The organism is Microcoleus sp. Pol10D4 (assembly GCF_036701555.1).
Lineage (GTDB): Bacteria > Cyanobacteriota > Cyanobacteriia > Cyanobacteriales > Microcoleaceae > Microcoleus.
On the sequence record NZ_JAUBRA010000047.1, the window covers coordinates 1 to 16,946 of the forward strand.

Sequence of the window (16,946 nt, forward strand, 5' to 3'; positions counted from 1 at the left end):
TTAGAAAGTTTTTTTAGTTATTTAGCAATGCACAAATTTAGGTGTTTGTCAAATTAATTTAGATGCGTTTACCCTGCTTAGCAGGCGGAGTGTAGACTATTATTTGGCGGTCAATTTTTCTGACACAAAGGCGACGGGTGCGAGGGATTGAGGGATTTTTTCGGAGACTGGAGTTGTCCTAAGTTCGATCGCATCTTTTTGCTTAAATAGACTTACCCAGAAAAACCCGGTCTCAGCCCAAATTATTGGTTTAATAACTATACAGCTACTAAAAAAAACGGTTCCTGACTCAGTTCGATTCCGGTTAATCGCTAATCATAAATTTGTTTTTCGTGCGCCCGAACCGGGAGCGAGGAGTTTGATATTTTACTACAAGCTTAATTATAATTATTAATCAAATTCGACTATATCAAGAGTAAGTAAATCCTGTTTTATTGATTAACTAACCAGTCGAAAAACTCCCAAAAAACACAGGGCTGTTTCATGATTAATAAAATCGCGATTTGACTCTTGTAGTGCCAAGAATGCTTACCCGCCGCAGACGATTTCACAGGCGTTTTAAACATGGGGAAACCACGGGGAATTGTCCCTAGCTCGAATGAAACCGCCCTGCCCAAAAACGGCTCTAATTAATAATTATGCTATAGCAATCCTCGCATCATTGGTGAATTTCTTACTCCCGATCAAGCGGGTTCGGGGAGGGTTGGGGTGGGGTAAAAAAATTACGACTTGCAGGGATTGATATATGTGTTGGATTAGCATAGCCATCACATAAAATAATGATTGTTTTGCTGTTGCTTAACCAGGCTAAAAAACAAAAATAATTTGAAAATTCAGAAGCTTTGTGAACACGGTTTTATATGATTTGCATCTTTAGTTTTTCCTACAATAAACCAGAACACCGTTTTTCTATGTTCATCAGCTTTTGTGAAATCTGTATTTTCTCAACAAAAATGATTTTTCAAACTTGTTTAATTATTAAATTGCCCTAAGCTGTCCCTGATTTCTCTCTTCCTCTTGTACCGCGAGAGCCTCCCAGGGTCAAATCGTTTTCCCCTCTGCCATAACAGGTAATTTATCTGCGGTTGAACTCAGTACCGTTAGGTCTTAGGGAAGACGACCGTAGAATTATACTATACAAAACCCTCGCTTTACCCGTAAAAAATGTTGCCAAAGTTCTTGAGCAAAGTCCAAATTTATACTTGTTGCCTAACAGTCTTGGTGTTGGGTGGCTGCCAGCAGCAGCTACAGGCAACCTTGCAGCAACAGCGCAGCAAACAAGGGATGGCAGTTTCAGCTCACCCTCTGGCGAGCGCTGCGGGGCTGGCCGTGCTGCAACAGGGAGGCAATGCAGTGGATGCGGCGGCGGCTACGGCTTTGGCGATTTCTGTGGTGGAGCCTTTTTCGGCGGGTATCGGCGGCGGGGGTTTTTTGCTCCTGCGGCGGGCCGAAACGGGGACTGTGCAAGCGCTGGATTTCCGGGAACGATCTCCGAAACGGGCGACGCGGGATATGTACCTCGATAAGCAAGGTAAGGTGCGCCCAAGGGCAAGTCGGGACGGGCATTTGGCGGCGGGTATTCCGGGTACTGTTGCTGGACTTTATACGGTGCACCGCGAGTATGGTAAGTTGCCTTGGGCTGCGGTGGTGGCGCCGGCGATCGCCCTGGCGGAAAATGGCTTTCCAGTAAGTTCGCGGTTTACCACGGCTACCGGGCGACGAGAGGATGTGTTCAAAAAAAACCGGGCGGCGCGGGAGGTTTTTACTCGTGGTGGCATTTTATACCAGCCGGGTGAGCTTTTGGTGCAGCGGGATTTGGCGCGGACTTTGCGGCAGATTGCACAAAATCCGCAGAGTTTTTATACCGGGGACATTGCGCGGGCGATCGCCGCCGATATGGCTAAAAACGGCGGCCTTATCACTCTGGAAGATTTGAAAAACTATACGCCGATTTGGCGAAATCCGGTTTGTGGCAACTTTCGCACTTACGAAATTTGCGCGATGTCCCCTCCTTCTTCCGGTGGCGTTCATTTGTTGCAAATCTTAAATATTCTGGGAGATTCGGATCTCAAGAGGCTGGGGAAACAAAGTCCAGATACGTTACATTTACTGGCGGAGAGCATGAGGATTGCTTATGCTGACAGGGCTGAGTATTTGGGCGACCCGGATTTTGTGAGTGTACCGGTCAAAGCTCTGACTAGCAGCAATTATGCCAAATTGAGACGATCGCAAATCCAAATGTCAAAAGCCACACCCTCCAGCGAGGTAAAGGCTGTTAACGCTGAAACTTTGAACCGTCTGCTGTGGGAGTCTCCCGAAACTACCCACCTGACGGTAGTTGACAAAGAGCGCAACGTAGTAAGCTTAACGTTTACAGTGAATGGCGGTTTTGGGGCTGGGGTGGTGGCTGCGGGTACGGGAATTTTGCTCAACAACGAGATGGACGATTTTGCCGCAGCGCCGGGAGTGCCGAATTTGTCGTCTGGTTTGGTGGGCGGGGAGGCAAATTCGATCGCCCCGGGCAAAACTCCTTTATCGAGCATGACGCCGGTCATCGTGACAGAAAATGGCAAATTTCGCCTCGCTGCGGGAGCTCCCGGAGGCAGCACGATTATTACCACGGTGCTGCAAATTGTACTGAACGTATTGGTTTACGACATGAATGTCGGCGATGCTGTATCTGCACCTCGCGTACACCACCAGTGGCAGCCCGATCGCCTGATGGTGGAACAGGGAGGTTTTGAGACTGCGACGCTTTCGGAGTTGCGGCGGCGGGGACACCAGATTGTCGAACGTGACGGCTGGGGCAATGCCAATGCGATCGTCTTGACTGCAGACGGTTGGTTGGAAGGGGCTGCCGATCGGCGCGGGGAAGGAGAAGCAAGGGGGTTTTAGTCATCAGTCAGTCGATTAGAGATTTTAGATTTTAGACTTCGGCGAACCGTCGAGTCGCGCGAGCGTCGAAGGATTTTTGATTTACTCCAGAGATGAATCTGGGATGTTGAACTAGGGTCAAAAATTTTGATCTCTCTACGACAGGAATCGGGGGCTTGTATGGTTTTTTTGGGCGAGGTCATCTTTCATGAGTCATTAGCTATTAGTCATTAGTCATTAGCTATTAGTCATTAGTCATCTTTCATGAGTCATTAGTCATCTTTCATGAGTCATTAGTCATCTTTCATGAGTCATTAGTCATCTTTCATGAGTCATTAGTCATTTTGGCTCTCGCAAAAGATTTCAAAACCCGGTTTTTTTGTCTCCAGTGCGTAAGTCCTGAAATTATTAGTCTGTGGACGCGTATTTTTGCATCCGTATTTTTGCGCTGAGGTTTATAGGCTGACTAATTGCCAAGAACTACCAAAAAGAATAACCACAGAAAGCGTATATACACTTATGTGTAAAGTTATTGTAAAGGCACTAGACATTGATACTTATATAATGTAAAAATTAAGTTGTGCATAGGATCAGGTGTGTATCTTCCAGGAAAAATTTATGATAATTACTCACAAAATTGCTGCCTTAACAGCTACATTAACTACTGCTCTGAGTTTGTTGGCAGCGCCAGCAATGGCATTTTCGGTAGGGGCAACTAATAACACGGAGACTTTAAAAAATAATTTATTGGGGACTAATACAGCCGGCTTGAGTAATTTCTCTGTTTCAATTACGGGTAATTCGGCTGCTTTTGGTACTTTCACTAATGACCCCTTCGGTTTGACATCAGGTGTTGTTCTGAGCACTGGTAAAGTCGCCGCTATACCGGGTAAGAATCGGAAAGATAACTTCACGACAAAGGACAGCGATTTAAGCACGGACTTGGGGTCTGAAGGTGAAGAGGGGGATCTGACTCAGCTAAACCTCAGCTTTTTTGCTGATAGGACGGTTGAAAAGTTATTCTTTCAATATGTATTTGGTTCTGAGGAGTTTCCTGAGTTCGGCGGTTCTAAATATAATGACGATTTTGAACTGCTGCTGAACGGCACTAATTTGGCAAAATTGAGCGACGGAAAAACAGTTACGATTAATAATCTTGTTCCAGATCCAAATAATCGCTCTAAAGATCACCCCGACTATATTGACAACCCAAGTTTCACAGGTATTGCTGCTAACATCATTAAGCTGGACGGTTTTACTAAAGTTTTAGGTTTTGAGGGTTTGCTCAAGAAAAATCAGACGAATGTTCTCAGTATCCGCATTAAAGATGTGGGCGATGGGAAGTTAGATTCTGCTGTATTTATTAAAGGCGGTTCTGTGGGGACGGTTCAACCTGAGCCGGTTCCCGAACCGATGACTATTGGGGGTTTGATGGCGGGAGGCGCTATGCTGGCTGCTGGACGAAAGTTACGCAATCGCCGTGGCGGAAGTAATTAATAACGGAAGGAAGAAGGAAGAAGGAAGAGGGAAGAAGGAAGAAGGAAGAGGGAAAAGGGAAGAAGGAGAAAGAGGGAAGAAGGGAGAAGAAAGAAGGAAAAAACAGAACAGGAACCATTTTGGCGGTTGCTGTAATATGAATCTAGATTAGCCCTGTTGGAGACAGAAACGGGGTTTGATGAACGAAAAGACCTCGCTGCCGTTCTTGAACCGGGTAAAAAAACTAGGTTTGTGCGATCGCGATCGCGTAGTATCATATCAAGTAATTTAAGCATTATGGGTACGCAGCGAGGAATGCAAGTCCTCATACAATTCTGACGACTAATGCCCTCACTACGAACCAATTTTATTGCGGTTGTTCTAGCAGACAATATATAAGTTTTTATCCCAAATTCGCAAAGGGCAAATTTTTTTGTATTTGGAATTGCAGCAAATATTGCGGGTAAAACCCGCGCCTATACCCACTCACTAAAAAGTAAATAATTTAGCTATGAACAGTACCGTCGGGTAAGATTGTACCTGTTAATGTAGTCCGAGTAAGTTTGACCATAACTCGATCGCCGTAACCGATTTTCGCTCCTGTTAAGTCAGCACCGCTCAAGTCAGCACCGCTCAAATCGGCTCCGATTAAGTTGGTTTCTCTCAAGTTGGCATTGATCAAACAAGCTCCTAACAAATTGGCCCTGAACAAGTTTGCTTGGTGCAAATTCGCGCCTGTGAGATTGACGTTGTGTAGAAAAGCATCACTTAAGTCGGCTTCACTCAGGTTTGCATTGCTCAAGTTTCTTCCTGAAAAATCCTTTTCTTTTAAGGAAGCTCCTTTGAAGTTTGAACCGCTCAAATCGGGAGCTTGCGGCCCAGCTTGGCGGTAAGACTGAGAGGACTGAGATGGCGGTGGCTGCGATTGGTAGCGGGACGCCTCTGAATAGGGCCCTGCAGGGTTTCCCCCATAGTTTCCCGCATAATTTCCAGCATATTTTCCTGAAGAGGGTTCAGAAGAGTAGCGGGGTTCTTTTGGGGTGGCCGGTGGTGGCTGGGTGTTTTGGTGCTGGGTGTTTGGATACTGACTATTTCTGTACTGAGTGTTTTGGTACTGAGTGTTTTGGTACTGAGTGTTTTGGTACTGAGTATTGGGTTGCTGAGTGTTTTGGTACTGAGTGTTTTGGTACTGAGTATTGGGTTGCTGGGTGTTTTGTTGCTGGGTATTTTGTTGCTGGGTATTTTGTTGCTGAGTATTTCTGTACTGAGTATTTTGTTGCTGGGTATTTTGTTGCTGAGTATTTCTGTACTGGGTATTTTGTTGCTGGGTATTTTGTTGCTGAGTGTTTCTATACTGGGTATTTTGTTGCTGGGTGTTTTGTTGCTGAGTGTTTCTGTACTGAGCGTTTTGTTGCTGGGTGTTTTGGTACTGGCTGTGTTTGTGTTGGGTGTTTTGTTGCTGGGTGTTTTTGTGCTGAGTATGTTTGTGCTGAACGTTCTGATTCTGACCTCTTGGTTGAATCGATCGCAATTGTTCGCGAGCTTGATTAATTTCCTTAATCTTTTCTTCAGCTTTCTGTAGTAGTCTGGGATTGTCTTTGGGGATGCGATCGGGGTGCCAAATGAACGCTAAATCCTTGTAGGCTTGGCTAATTTCTTCTCTGGAAGCTCCCGGCAACAGTCCCAGCACTTTATAGTATTGGTCGAGGTCGTTCATTGTACCACCTTTCGCATTAAGAAATTAGGAATTAAAAATTAAGATCGGAGCAAAAGCCGTTCTCAAAGCTTGCTTGTCCGATCGTACATTAGATGAACAATAACTCAGCTAAGCCGCTGCTGGCAAAAATTCTCGAATTCGCTGCAAGTATGTTGCGGCATCCTCCAGCATCGGAAAGTGAGCCGTATTCGGAATTATAACAAATTCTACTTTTTTGCTGAGGGAGGCCGCTTGCTCTCCCATGACGGCGGGGATAATTTGGTCGAATTCTCCGGCCACAAGCAGCGTGGGAACACTCAGCCGCGCAAATTCTTGGGGCATTTCCTCGGCTGCTCTTTTGCTGACGGCCGTCACCATTGTACCTATAGCAGCTTGCTCGTCTGCCATTAAAAAATCCTTGAGAAACGCCAGACTGACCTCTGTAGGCAGGGAACGGCGCAAAAACCGGGCCATAAATAGCCGATCGGCAAAAGGGATCGATGCCAGCCAAGATGGTCTAAATTTTACCACATAGCCACCGAATTTGTGAAAAGTTGTAAAGGCTTTTTCATCGTATTCAAAAATCCCGCTGCAAGTGAGAATTGCTTTTTCTACTTTTTCAGGGTAAAGGTTGAGAAATAAAGTAGCAATTGAAGCACCTGTAGAGTGAGCATTGAGAAAGACGCGGCTTAAATTCAGAGATTCTAATAATTCCGCTAAGTCGTGGGCATAGGTTTCGAGTTCGTAGCTGGACTCAGGAGGCTCTTTCGGCAAGGGCGATCGGCCAAAACCTCTCATATCATAAAGCAAACAATCAAAATCATCAGCAATAGCCCGTGCCGTGCTTTCCCAGTAGCGCGCTGAGCCCGCCCAGCCGTGCAGAAATACCATCACGGGTTTGCCGCTAGGTTGGGCACTGTTATCTGCCGTTATCCACTCGTAATAATGTTCTACACCGCGAATTGAAATGAAAGACATGATATTGATTTGGGATTCTTAGATTTTAGATTTTAGATTTTAACTCATAATTGTTCACTGAATACCAAAATTCCCGACTTCTTAAAGAAGTCAGGAATCTCAAGACTACATCTATCAAAAAATCTGCGTTAATCTGCGTCAATCCGCCCACATCTGCGGTCAAAAATTATCAACATAGGAACCAATCATAAATCTTAAGCCGCAGAAGCAGCCAGCCAAAATAAACCATCTACTAAAAGCGTGCTTAACACCGCGCCGCTAAACGCGCGCCAGTGCAGTTGCGTGCCGCGCAAACTCAGCAAACCTACGGTTAGCAACACAGCGATTAAAACTAAAGCACAGCCTATGCCCCAAGGAGTTTCGATTTGACCGATCGCACTTTGAAAAATCGGCATAGCTAATTCCGGTTCCGCGTGCATCACTTGGCGCCAGTAGGGCATCAACCCAGTCAAGTAAAAATATAAATCAGTAATGGCAGTACCCAATAGAGAACCTAAATAAAAATAGCCACCAACTTTTCCCCAAGATTTGCCCAAGCACCAAATAGCAAAAGGCAAGCCAATTGATTCTATAGGTAGATGTAAAATTGGTTCCCATCTAAACCAGCCCCAATAGATAGAACCTGCGAGCCAACATCCGGCAAATCCTAATAATAAATCTCCCCAAAGTTGTGTTTTTGGCCGGAAAATTAGAATTAAACTCAGAACGAACCAGGGGATAGTTGACAGCAAACTGATGGTTGGATATAAACGAACTAACGGTGCTTGCACGAAGACTGGAATTGAGACTAAAAATGCTGAGGCGCTAAATATTAACCACTGTTTGAGGCTGTTTGTTGCGCCTGAAGAGACAGAATTGTCGAGGCGGGCGATGGTGGCAATAGGTGCGATCGCCGAGGATACTAAATTAAGATTAAACAACTGATTGGACTCCGTATTGTTTCAATAGGTGGACTAAAAATTTTGCTGCGGTTGTGGGTGCGACAGTCTCAATCCCGGCGGCGGTTTGGCTGACGTGCCAGCCTTTTGCCGTTTGGGGAGCTCGCCATAAATCCAAATGTTCGATCGGCGGATCTGCATAAAAGCTCTCTCCACCGCTGCCGATAATTGCCGAACTCCAGTGCGTAAATCGATCGTGGCTGATTCGGTGGATGGGAAAATTGCCCGCCAGGGGTACTCCCCAACCGTCTAAGGCAAAAAAAGCCCCGACTTTGCCGCCGAGTTGCTGCCACATCCAAGCCGCCCCGATCGCCCCGGCTACTCCTGCCGAAAAGCTGACAAATACTAGACTTTCTCCTGCTAACTCTTCCATGCACAAAAAATGCAATATGTCAAGAGCTGAAAAAGGCGGATATTTATGAGCGGGAAAAATCTTGACACGATCGACTATTTGCTGGTTTTGGCGATCGGCAGCCAGTCCCCAAAGCCCCGAAAGTCCCGTCAGGAAACAGTCGGTTAGCTTTGGTTCGTGGACTCCGGGGCAAATTACCAGTCTCATAGTTCGTCAAGAAAGTTAATATACTTCGCAACATAACTTTATCATATGCCTACTATATCATATACTACCCCTGGGGATAGGGTGTTAAACTTATAATAGAGTGAAGTTTGAAGAGTATCCCCCCAAGTTAAATGTTGGGAACGCTCCAAACCGCATTAATCTGAGGCAAGGTCAGGGAGTCTTAAGAAAACATGAAACTTATCCCCCCCTGCCCCATCTCCTGTCAAGCTTAGCAAAGGCTGATTCTAGTTTTAAGCTGTTCTGTATTTAGATTTAACTTTTTTGGCGGCGTCGAAGCCGACCCCACAAAAGCTTAAAGAAACAGGATTGTGAAAATTAGAGGCCTGCCAGCTTAGCTGCCCTACGAATTTCGGGTCAGGGTCAAAAAACCGACTTAGGACTGATGCTCATCAATCCGGTTTCTAGGATAAATAAGAGGTTTGACCGGGAAGTATGGGCGCAGAAATCGGGAATCAGCCCCGCGCACGTCAGTCGTGCGATCGCAAAAAATGAAAAATCTCAGATTCACCCTTCATCCTGCCTGGATCTCTTAGAATAAATAAAATTGAGGAATACAAAGTGGTTGCTTCTCCAGAAAAAATCGATTTCAAAACATCTGCAGCACCCGCAAGTAATGATCGGGTTGCTGTATTGCTGATGGGTTACGGCGAAGTCGAAAGCTACGACGATTTTGCCAACTACAACGAACAAGCTTTAAATTTGCTTACGGCAAAGTTTGCGCCAGTACCGCTTTGGATTTATCCGCCGCTGGCGAAGATTTTAGCAATCTTTGACTTGCACGAGTGGAGTCACCAACACGGTCAATTCGTTTCGCCGCACAATGCGATTTTTGAACAGCAGCGCGCTGGAATTGAAAAGAATTTACAGGAGAAATGGGGCGATAAAGTAAAAGTGTTCAAAGCTTTTAACTTTTGCGCGCCGTTTTTGCCGGAACAAGTAATTCCGCAAATTCAAGCAGAAGGATTTGACAAAATTCTGATTTATCCGCTGTTGGTTGTTGATTCTGTTTTCACCAGCGGCATTGCAGTCGAACAGGTGAATAAAGCTTTAGCACAAACCTTTGATGGTAAGGAACATTGGGTAAAAGGACAGCGCTACATTCCCTCTTTTTACGATGAACCTGCTTACATCCAGCTAATGGCGGATTTGGTTGAAGAGGAAATTAAGAACGATTTAGCTGTAGCGCATTTGCCTTCTCAGATTGGGATTGTGCTGATGAATCACGGTTGTCCGCACAAGGCCAAGGGCTTTACTTCGGGTATTGTGGAAAGTCAAGCTTTGTACGATCGCGTGCGGGAACGTTTAATGCACCGCTATCCTTTGATTTCGGTGGGTTGGCTGAATCACGACACGCCGCTGATTGAATGGACACAGCCGGATGCGACGTTAGCTGCGAAGAATTTGATCGATCTGGGTGCAACTGCGATCGTCTTTATGCCGATCGGATTTGCCACAGAAAATCACGAAACTTTGTTAGATGTAGACCACATTATTGAGTCTTTGCAGAAACAGCGTCAAGGAGTTACTTACCGCAAATTGCCTTGCGTTAACGACCATCCAGAGTTTCTGAAAATGGCCGCTGAGTGGGCAAATCCGCAGATTGAAGCGTTGTTGAGTGAGACTGCGGTTGCTGTTAATCCGAGTTTGGCTGCGGCGCAGCGCGAGCACAGTCATTCTCATGAAGGGCACGGTCATTCTCATGGCGGGCACGGTCATTCTCACGGGAACGGTCATTCTCATGGTGAACACGGTCATTCTCATGGCGGACACGGCCATTCTCACGGGCACGGGCACAGTCATTAATTAGTTGAGTTAAAAAGTCGATCGCCCCTTGCTTTTTTTAAAGAAGGGGCGATTTCCTTTATTAATTTATGGTACTGTAAAACTTAACAATGGCAGCCACAATCTTGTTGGGGTTAGATAAAAATGGGAAGCAGTCTTACTGACCTAGTAATAAATCGCTGGCAATCTCTACCGAGTGACTACTCAGAAAACGATCTGGCAATGCACTTAATTCCTCTGATATGGGATGCTATAGGTCTTAACTTCAATCAGATAAAAACTGGAGGTTTAGGTGCTGGAATAGGCTTAAAACCAGATTACTTAATATATAACAAATTAAACGAGCCACCTAGAATAGTTGTTGAAATTAAAAAGCGTACTAGCTTATTTCATGCCGCTCCAGACCTAGGGTTTTCGGATTTTTGCCAGCAGCAAAACCTTTATAAAGAGGCAGTAGGCTATCCCATTAGCCCAAAGAACAATGGCATTAAGCAGTACCTCGACAATACAAAAGTAGTGCAGCCTAATTATCTAGCTGCTTACGGATGGATATTTAATGGTGACTTCTTTCAAGTTTGGCGGCGTGTTGATGGGCTGGTTTTCCCTTTAACTCCTGTACTAAAAGTGACAGCAGCAAATTTTCCTAAGCTTTTGCGTCAATTAGAGTATTGCTTGACTCCTCAGCGGGCTTTGGTAACAGCCATTTGGAATCAGAAAGGAGGCGTAGCAAAAACGACTAACACCATAAATCTAGGCGCAGCACTCGCTACAGAAGGCAAGAAAGTTTTGCTGATTGACTTAGACCCGCAAAATGATTTAACCCGAGGGTTGAAAGCCCACATTAAAGTTAAAAACTACTTGGAAAAATGCAGTGAGAAACTTGAAATTAAAGACTACAACACCGCCAAGGAGATTTTGAGCGAGGCCGTTCACATCCGCAAGTTCAAGACTACTGATAACCAGCATTTTTCCTTGTCAGTTTTGCCGGGAGAAGAGGACGAATTGAGGAGTTTTCGAGATAGCACTAACTTGCTAGACCAGCTCAAAAGGTCATACATCAAGACAATTATTAATCGGCTTAGTGAGGAGTACGACTACATATTCATTGATGCTGCGCCTACAATAGATGTCTTGTCAGTAGGGATGCTCGCTTCTTGTGACACTATTTTGATCCCTGTGGATTATGACAAAAAATCACTCCATCATGCAGCAGAAGTTGACAAATTCATTCCTACATTGAGAAATTCAAGAGTTAATAAGGAGAAATTACCTGTTGTCCCCTGGAACCTGGGTTTAGTGTTCAGCAATTGTCCGGCTGAAAAGGGCAGTGTCCTCCAGAATCACATCAACGATACAATCAAAGAACTAAACTTCACTGGGAAGCCCTACAAGACAGAGTTAAAAATTTACGCTCAGACTAAAGTTGCAGAATTTTCACAAGCCCCAGTAATTTGCTGGCACAAATCCCCCATTACCAAACTATACAAAAACCTCGCCCAAGAGGTATTTCTCAAGCACAACTTTATCGATAACTAGCAGGTAATTATGGCAATTTTTCACGAAGAAGAATTCGAGAATGAGATTCCACTGGGACAAGTTTTGCGATTACCGTGTAAGTTTATTCACGGTGAGTCAAATGTACCTGCCAAACAAATCGAAGCCCTCGCACAGCAGTTGAGTAAAACTGACAAAAACATTTTGCCTATTGCAGTTAAGCTCTTAGAGGAAGACAACTACCAATCAGTTTTCAATACTCAGATATTAGATGCAGCCCGTTTAGCTAAAAAAGATTTCGTCTGGTGTATCATTGTTGATGAGCCAATGCTGGAACAGATACAAATAGAAGCGGGGCTGGTTATTACTGCGCCAACAGTAGCAACTAACCTCCTCGTTGCTTCCGAGCAAGAAATACAGGAAGCACTAGAGCGCATCAAAGCTCAACAGCCTAGTTTTGACAAGGTTAATTCCTTGAAAACTGCAAAGGCGATCATGGAATACAGGAAGACAAAGAAGCCTACAAGCCTAAAGTTTTTGACTACTTTAAAATGTGGAATCGGAAAAGCAAAAATTTCCATAATATCCGATTTTTTAACCCTTAATTAATACCAATTTTCCATGAAACAGAATGACGATCGCGCTTTTCCTGAAATTACCTATGTGCGGGGCGCTAGCGGTCAACTCATACCCGTTTTGCGCGACACTCGCTTGCGGGTGCAAACAGTAGTCATCGCCGCCCAGAAATGGGGTTTTCCCCCAAACCAAATTGCCGCTGAGTATGACTTAAGTGAAGCTCAAGTGAACGATGTTCTCGCTTTTTATGCAGCCCACTCTCAGGAAATAGATGCCTCTATTGACGCTGAGAAAATTATCGAACCCGTAACTCGTCGGCGGTATTCCCTTGAGGAGTTGGTTGAGGCGATCGCGCCTGAGAATCTTCATAATGAGATTGACAGTGGAGTTGCTATGGGGAACGAAGTGTGGTGACACAATATTGCTATTTGTATGGTGCGTCGCTGTGAGATTTTCCTGCTAGTTGAAATAGCTACGGGGAGCGACGCACCCGAAGGTATTACTGTAGGGAACGAAGAAAGTTTCCTGTCATACTCACCAAATTGTTTGAATAGTAGTTAACGCTTGAATTTTTGCGTCGCGGGTGACTAACGGAAGACTCAAAGATAAAGCAGTGGCGGCAATAATCCTGTCTGGCATATCAGGAACCGTTGCCCTGTCAATTTGTTGAATAGTTGCCGAAATATTGCGATCCAAAGGTGCTAGCATAATCCCCACATTTGGATCGTCCGCAGCATTTAAAACTCGTGTCAGCACCTCGCCTGCCAAACGCCCTCGCTCAATCAAGTAAGCAATTTCTACAATTGTAATTGCGGAAAAGTAGATAAAATTTCCCTCGTTAACCGCTTGTTCTAATGCTATTAATGCTGCTGGCGACAATCTTGGCAGTTCAAAAATGTACCAAATTAGGGTATGGGTATCTGCTACGACTGAGGGCATCAAACAATCTCCCTGGGAAAATTTCCCCACATTTCTTGTCGGGCTTGGGCGATGTCTTCTTCCGTAATATCTACTTTTAAGTCAGCACACAACCCTTTGGCACTCTTTAGCGGTCGTTTAGCCATAGTTTTTTGTTGAAGAAATTCAGCAAAATCTAAAACTTCTTGCTGTCGTTCAGGGGGCAATGCCCGCAACTTATCTAAAACTGCTTGCTCTAAATTCATCGTTTATTGCCCTCCGTAATTACTCTAAAATTATCTTCACGCTTTTACTTACCAAATTCAAAAAATGTGCTGGCAACATACTTACCATATTATAAGGTAAATCCCACAAAAAACTAACGCCTCTTGCATCCTAGTTTGAAATAATATTTTTCGGAGTGGAGTGCGATCGCCCCAACCAATTTGTATCGTGCGCCGCCGTGAGATTTTCCAGCTAGTTGAAATAGCTAACGGTGGCGCCGCACCCTACGCTATGGCGATCGCCCCAACCAACTTATCAATCTCCGCCTCAGTTGTAAAATAGTGAACACAAGCCCGCACACAATCAGGATTAAGAATAGTCCTTACCATAATTCCCTGTTTTTCCAACAAATCGACCAGCTTTTTGTGCGGCATCCCGTTAGTTAATCGAAACGAAACCAAACCAGCTTCCGGCGCAGATTTCCGCAAATATTCCACATCGGGAAGTTCCGACAAACGCTCCCAGAGATACTTACTCAAACGGCAAATTTCTGCATACCTTTCCTCGATCGTACCCCATTCATGTTGCAGGGCGATCGCACTCCGCAAACCCGTATACAAAGGATAAGCCGAAGTCGCAATTTCATAGCGCTGCGATCCAGACTTCCAGCCAAGCACTTTAGCATTAGCATCCGTTACAATTCCCCGCCAACCGATAAACACCGGATGCAAATCTGCCAAAGCTTCCGCACTCACATAAAGCCCGCCCAAACCTTCCGGGCCGCACCACCATTTATGACCAGTAAAAGCATAAAAGTCAACCCCTGATTCCATCAAATTTAAAGGCAAAACCCCCACAGATTGAGCCGCATCAACTAATACTTTGACTTTTGTTTGATGACATACTTTCACAATCTCAGCCAGAGGCAAAACTTGGCCAGTATTCCACAAAATGTGACTGATTACCAACAAGCGAGTATTTGGCCGCAAATTATCAGCAATTACCGCCACCGGATCACCTTCATTCAAAGTAGCCGCCAACGGACAAATCGAAACCTCAATCTTGAAACGGCGCTGAAGTTCCATTACACTAGCTACAACGCCGGGGTGTTCGCAGTCAGAAATCAGCAAATGGTCGCCTGCTTTCCAGTCAATGCCCCACAGCGCAATATTGCAGCCGACCGTGACATCTTCAGTCAGGGCTATGGTTTCAGGAGGTACCGTCAACTCAGATGCGATCGCACGTCGCGTCAGCATCGCCTCCTGAACCACCCAAGCCCCCACCTCCGCCGAAAACGGCCCTCCAAGCTGTACCCGTTTGTAAGCCTGATAAATCGCCTCTAAAGCAGGCTCAGGCAGCGGCCCTTGTCCGCCGTAGTTAAAATAAGCTTTATTGGCCAAAGCTGGGAATTGTTGCCGGTGATTGTCCTTTGTCATTTTTTTTGGGGAATTATTGATAGCGTTAATATTGAATAACTAATGCTGTGAATTTTATACCTTTTGCCGGATACTCTATGCCTTGCGAATACTAAATGTTAATAACTGACAAACTACTACTTTCCTATCAGCGATGCCATCTCAGAGCATTTTTAGATACCTGCGGAGACTGGAAACAACTAGATCCCCCCAGCGACTTTTTGCTGAAACTGATGCGCGACAGCGCGACATACCAGCAGCAAGCTTTGGAACACGAGACTTACCAACAACCATATTATCCTAGAGGGGATTGGGAAGCCGGCGCGGCCGCTACATTGAGTTTAATGCAGCAAGGGGTCGATCGCATTTACCGAGGAGTTCTAATCCAGGGCGAATTCGGCAAAACCAACGGCGCCACAAATTCTCTGGTAGGAATTGACAGTCAATATTTCCCAGAATTTGGGGAAATCCCCGAAACTCCCGTTCATCTTTCCTCCTCCAATCTTCCCTCTTCAAACATTACCCTAATCAGCCGCCCCCATTTATTAATCAAACAGCAGGTACAATCAAAATTTGGCAATTGGAGTTATATTACTGCGGATATTTGGCTTAGCAAGCGACCAAAACAAGAGTATCAAATTATCGCAGCTTTTCACGCCCAAGTTTTAGCTTCCGTGCAGGAAACAATGCCAGAGACTGCGTGGCTGATGCTGCGAAAAAAAGGGCTGTACTCGGTGAATCTCGGCCAGCGAACTCCTCAGATGTTCGAGATTTTAGATGATTGCATTCAGATGATAGAAAATCGGGATAAACCAGAGGTGTTCATTTCCCGGCAAAAGTGCAATCTTTGCGGTTGGTATACTATCTGTCACGCCGACGCCGAATCTATTAAACATCTTTCGTTATTGCCGGGAGTTACTGCCAGCCGCTATGCTAGACTAAAAACTCTCGAAATTACTGATGTAGAAGCTCTCGCTAATGCTAGTTCCGCACTGCTTGCTGAGTATCCCGAATTCCCCGACAGAGTTGCTTTTGATGTGGTGCAGCAAGCTAGATCTCACTTGCTAAATCAACCGCTGTTGCGGGAAGAAGGAAGAAGGAAGAAGGAAGAAGGAAGAAGGGAAGAAGGAAGGCACGACACGGATACAGGGATTAACGATCGAGAAGAAGGTAGAAGTGAGAATTCAGAAGAACTTAACTCATCTGAAATCGTACCAGATATTGTAGACAATATCTTGAATGACATCGCGGTTGAGGAAGTAAAAATTAGAGAAAATAAACCTGCCACATCTTCTATACCTGCGCCAATTCTCCGCAAGAAACCAATTCCCTATTCCCAATCTGTCTTTTTGCCGATCGCCCCAATCGAACTCTACTTTGACATTGAAGCGGAACCCGAGTTAAACTTAGATTACCTCCACGGAGTCTTAGTTGTTGACAGGTACAACAATACAGAAAAATTCCACGGTTTTTTGGCAGAATCAGCAGCAGAGGAAGGTGCAATCTGGGAGCAATTTTTAGAATTAATGTGGGCTTATCCCATTGCTCCGATTTTCCACTTTTGCGACTACGAAGTCAAGACTTTTAAGCGGCTGGCTAAACTTTACAATACTCCAGCTTATTTGTGGAAACCCGTACTGAAACGGTTTGTAGATATTCACAAACAAGTGACGCAAAAGGCGATTATGCCGGTGGAAAGTTACGCACTCAAACCAATAGCCCGCTGGCTGGGTTTTGACTGGCGAGATGCTAAGGCTAATGGTGCTCAGTGCGTCTGCTGGTACGACGATTGGCTCAAAACCGGCGATCGATCGCTCTTGGAGGCGATCGTCCGGTACAATGAGGACGACTGTCGTGCTACTTATGTGGTTAAAGATTGGTTGACCAATTTTTTGCTGAATCATGAGCCGTAATTTTCTGATTTAATGAACCGCTTTCGTCGCGGCGCGAAGGAAGAAAGGGAAGAGGAAGATAGGTAATAATGTATTTATTGGTAAAATGCGAAAGCTAGGAAA

Annotated in this window: 15 protein-coding genes; 8 read left to right on the forward strand and 7 right to left on the reverse strand. The window is 45.1% G+C overall.

Annotation, left to right across the window (positions count from 1 at the left end; all coding sequences use genetic code 11):
- Nucleotides 1-1,164 precede the first annotated feature (1,164 nt).
- The 3 genes from ggt to QUA36_RS21040 all read left to right on the forward strand — a co-directional run bounded on the left by ggt (nt 1,165) and on the right by QUA36_RS21040 (nt 4,522).
- Nucleotides 1,165-2,895: a gamma-glutamyltransferase gene (ggt, locus tag QUA36_RS21030; RefSeq protein ID WP_333458968.1), complete on the forward strand. Its 1,731-nt coding sequence runs from the start codon at nt 1,165-1,167 to the stop codon at nt 2,893-2,895.
- 597 nt (nt 2,896-3,492) lie between these two features.
- Entirely contained in the window at nt 3,493-4,371 is an 879-nt protein-coding gene (locus QUA36_RS21035; protein ID WP_333458969.1) for a choice-of-anchor L family PEP-CTERM protein, read from the forward strand.
- Complete coding sequence (locus QUA36_RS21040) at nt 4,355-4,522, forward strand: hypothetical protein (protein WP_333161763.1); 168 nt, start codon at nt 4,355-4,357, stop codon at nt 4,520-4,522. The genes QUA36_RS21035 and QUA36_RS21040 overlap by 17 nt, the downstream gene beginning before the upstream one ends.
- A gap of 333 nt (nt 4,523-4,855) precedes the next feature.
- On the opposite strand, the gene QUA36_RS21045 is transcribed toward QUA36_RS21040, so the two are convergent.
- From QUA36_RS21045 to QUA36_RS21060, 4 genes are all read right to left on the reverse strand, one after another.
- Nucleotides 4,856-6,067 carry a pentapeptide repeat-containing protein gene (locus QUA36_RS21045; protein WP_333458970.1) on the reverse strand — a complete coding sequence of 404 codons (1,212 nt, stop codon included), beginning with the start codon at nt 6,065-6,067 and terminating at the stop codon, nt 4,856-4,858.
- A 108-nt stretch (nt 6,068-6,175) separates the two neighbouring features.
- The gene (locus QUA36_RS21050; protein ID WP_333161759.1) at nt 6,176-7,024 is read right to left on the reverse strand and encodes an alpha/beta hydrolase; all 849 of its coding nucleotides are present in this window, start codon (nt 7,022-7,024) and stop codon (nt 6,176-6,178) included.
- A gap of 194 nt (nt 7,025-7,218) precedes the next feature.
- On the reverse strand, nt 7,219-7,944 hold the full coding sequence (locus QUA36_RS21055; protein ID WP_333451418.1) for a DUF3120 domain-containing protein: 726 nt from the start codon (nt 7,942-7,944) through the stop codon (nt 7,219-7,221).
- Nucleotides 7,937-8,521 (reverse strand): hypothetical protein, encoded by a 585-nt coding sequence (locus tag QUA36_RS21060; RefSeq protein WP_333458971.1) that lies wholly within the window; start codon nt 8,519-8,521, stop codon nt 7,937-7,939. Before QUA36_RS21060 ends, QUA36_RS21055 begins: the two co-directional genes overlap by 8 nt.
- A gap of 579 nt (nt 8,522-9,100) precedes the next feature.
- On the opposite strand from QUA36_RS21060, the gene QUA36_RS21065 reads away from it, so the two are divergent.
- The 4 genes from QUA36_RS21065 (at nt 9,101) to QUA36_RS21080 (ending at nt 12,808) form a co-directional block, all read left to right on the forward strand.
- Nucleotides 9,101-10,345, forward strand: coding sequence for a ferrochelatase (locus QUA36_RS21065; protein WP_333458972.1), 1,245 nt, complete (start codon nt 9,101-9,103; stop codon nt 10,343-10,345).
- A gap of 123 nt (nt 10,346-10,468) precedes the next feature.
- Nucleotides 10,469-11,860, forward strand: a complete 1,392-nt coding sequence (locus QUA36_RS21070) for an AAA family ATPase (RefSeq protein ID WP_333458973.1) — start codon at nt 10,469-10,471, stop codon at nt 11,858-11,860.
- Between the two features lie 9 nt (nt 11,861-11,869).
- Nucleotides 11,870-12,427, forward strand: a complete 558-nt coding sequence (locus QUA36_RS21075) for a hypothetical protein (protein ID WP_333372920.1) — start codon at nt 11,870-11,872, stop codon at nt 12,425-12,427.
- Nucleotides 12,428-12,439: 12 nt separating this feature from the next.
- A complete protein-coding gene (locus QUA36_RS21080) occupies nt 12,440-12,808 on the forward strand; it encodes a DUF433 domain-containing protein (RefSeq protein WP_333458974.1) in 369 nt (122 codons plus the stop codon).
- Nucleotides 12,809-12,928: 120 nt separating this feature from the next.
- On the opposite strand, the gene QUA36_RS21085 is transcribed toward QUA36_RS21080, so the two are convergent.
- The 3 genes from QUA36_RS21085 to QUA36_RS21095 form a co-directional block, all read right to left on the reverse strand.
- On the reverse strand, nt 12,929-13,333 hold the full coding sequence (locus QUA36_RS21085; RefSeq protein WP_333076440.1) for a type II toxin-antitoxin system VapC family toxin: 405 nt from the start codon (nt 13,331-13,333) through the stop codon (nt 12,929-12,931).
- Entirely contained in the window at nt 13,333-13,557 is a 225-nt protein-coding gene (locus QUA36_RS21090) for a DUF2281 domain-containing protein (protein ID WP_172189408.1), read from the reverse strand. Before QUA36_RS21090 ends, QUA36_RS21085 begins: the two co-directional genes overlap by 1 nt.
- 243 nt (nt 13,558-13,800) lie before the next feature.
- Nucleotides 13,801-14,952 (reverse strand): aminotransferase class V-fold PLP-dependent enzyme, encoded by a 1,152-nt coding sequence (locus QUA36_RS21095; RefSeq protein WP_333458975.1) that lies wholly within the window; start codon nt 14,950-14,952, stop codon nt 13,801-13,803.
- A gap of 95 nt (nt 14,953-15,047) precedes the next feature.
- Between QUA36_RS21095 and QUA36_RS21100 the strand changes: the two genes are divergently transcribed.
- Nucleotides 15,048-16,844 (forward strand): TM0106 family RecB-like putative nuclease, encoded by a 1,797-nt coding sequence (locus tag QUA36_RS21100; protein WP_333458976.1) that lies wholly within the window; start codon nt 15,048-15,050, stop codon nt 16,842-16,844.
- Nucleotides 16,845-16,946: the final 102 nt, after the last annotated feature.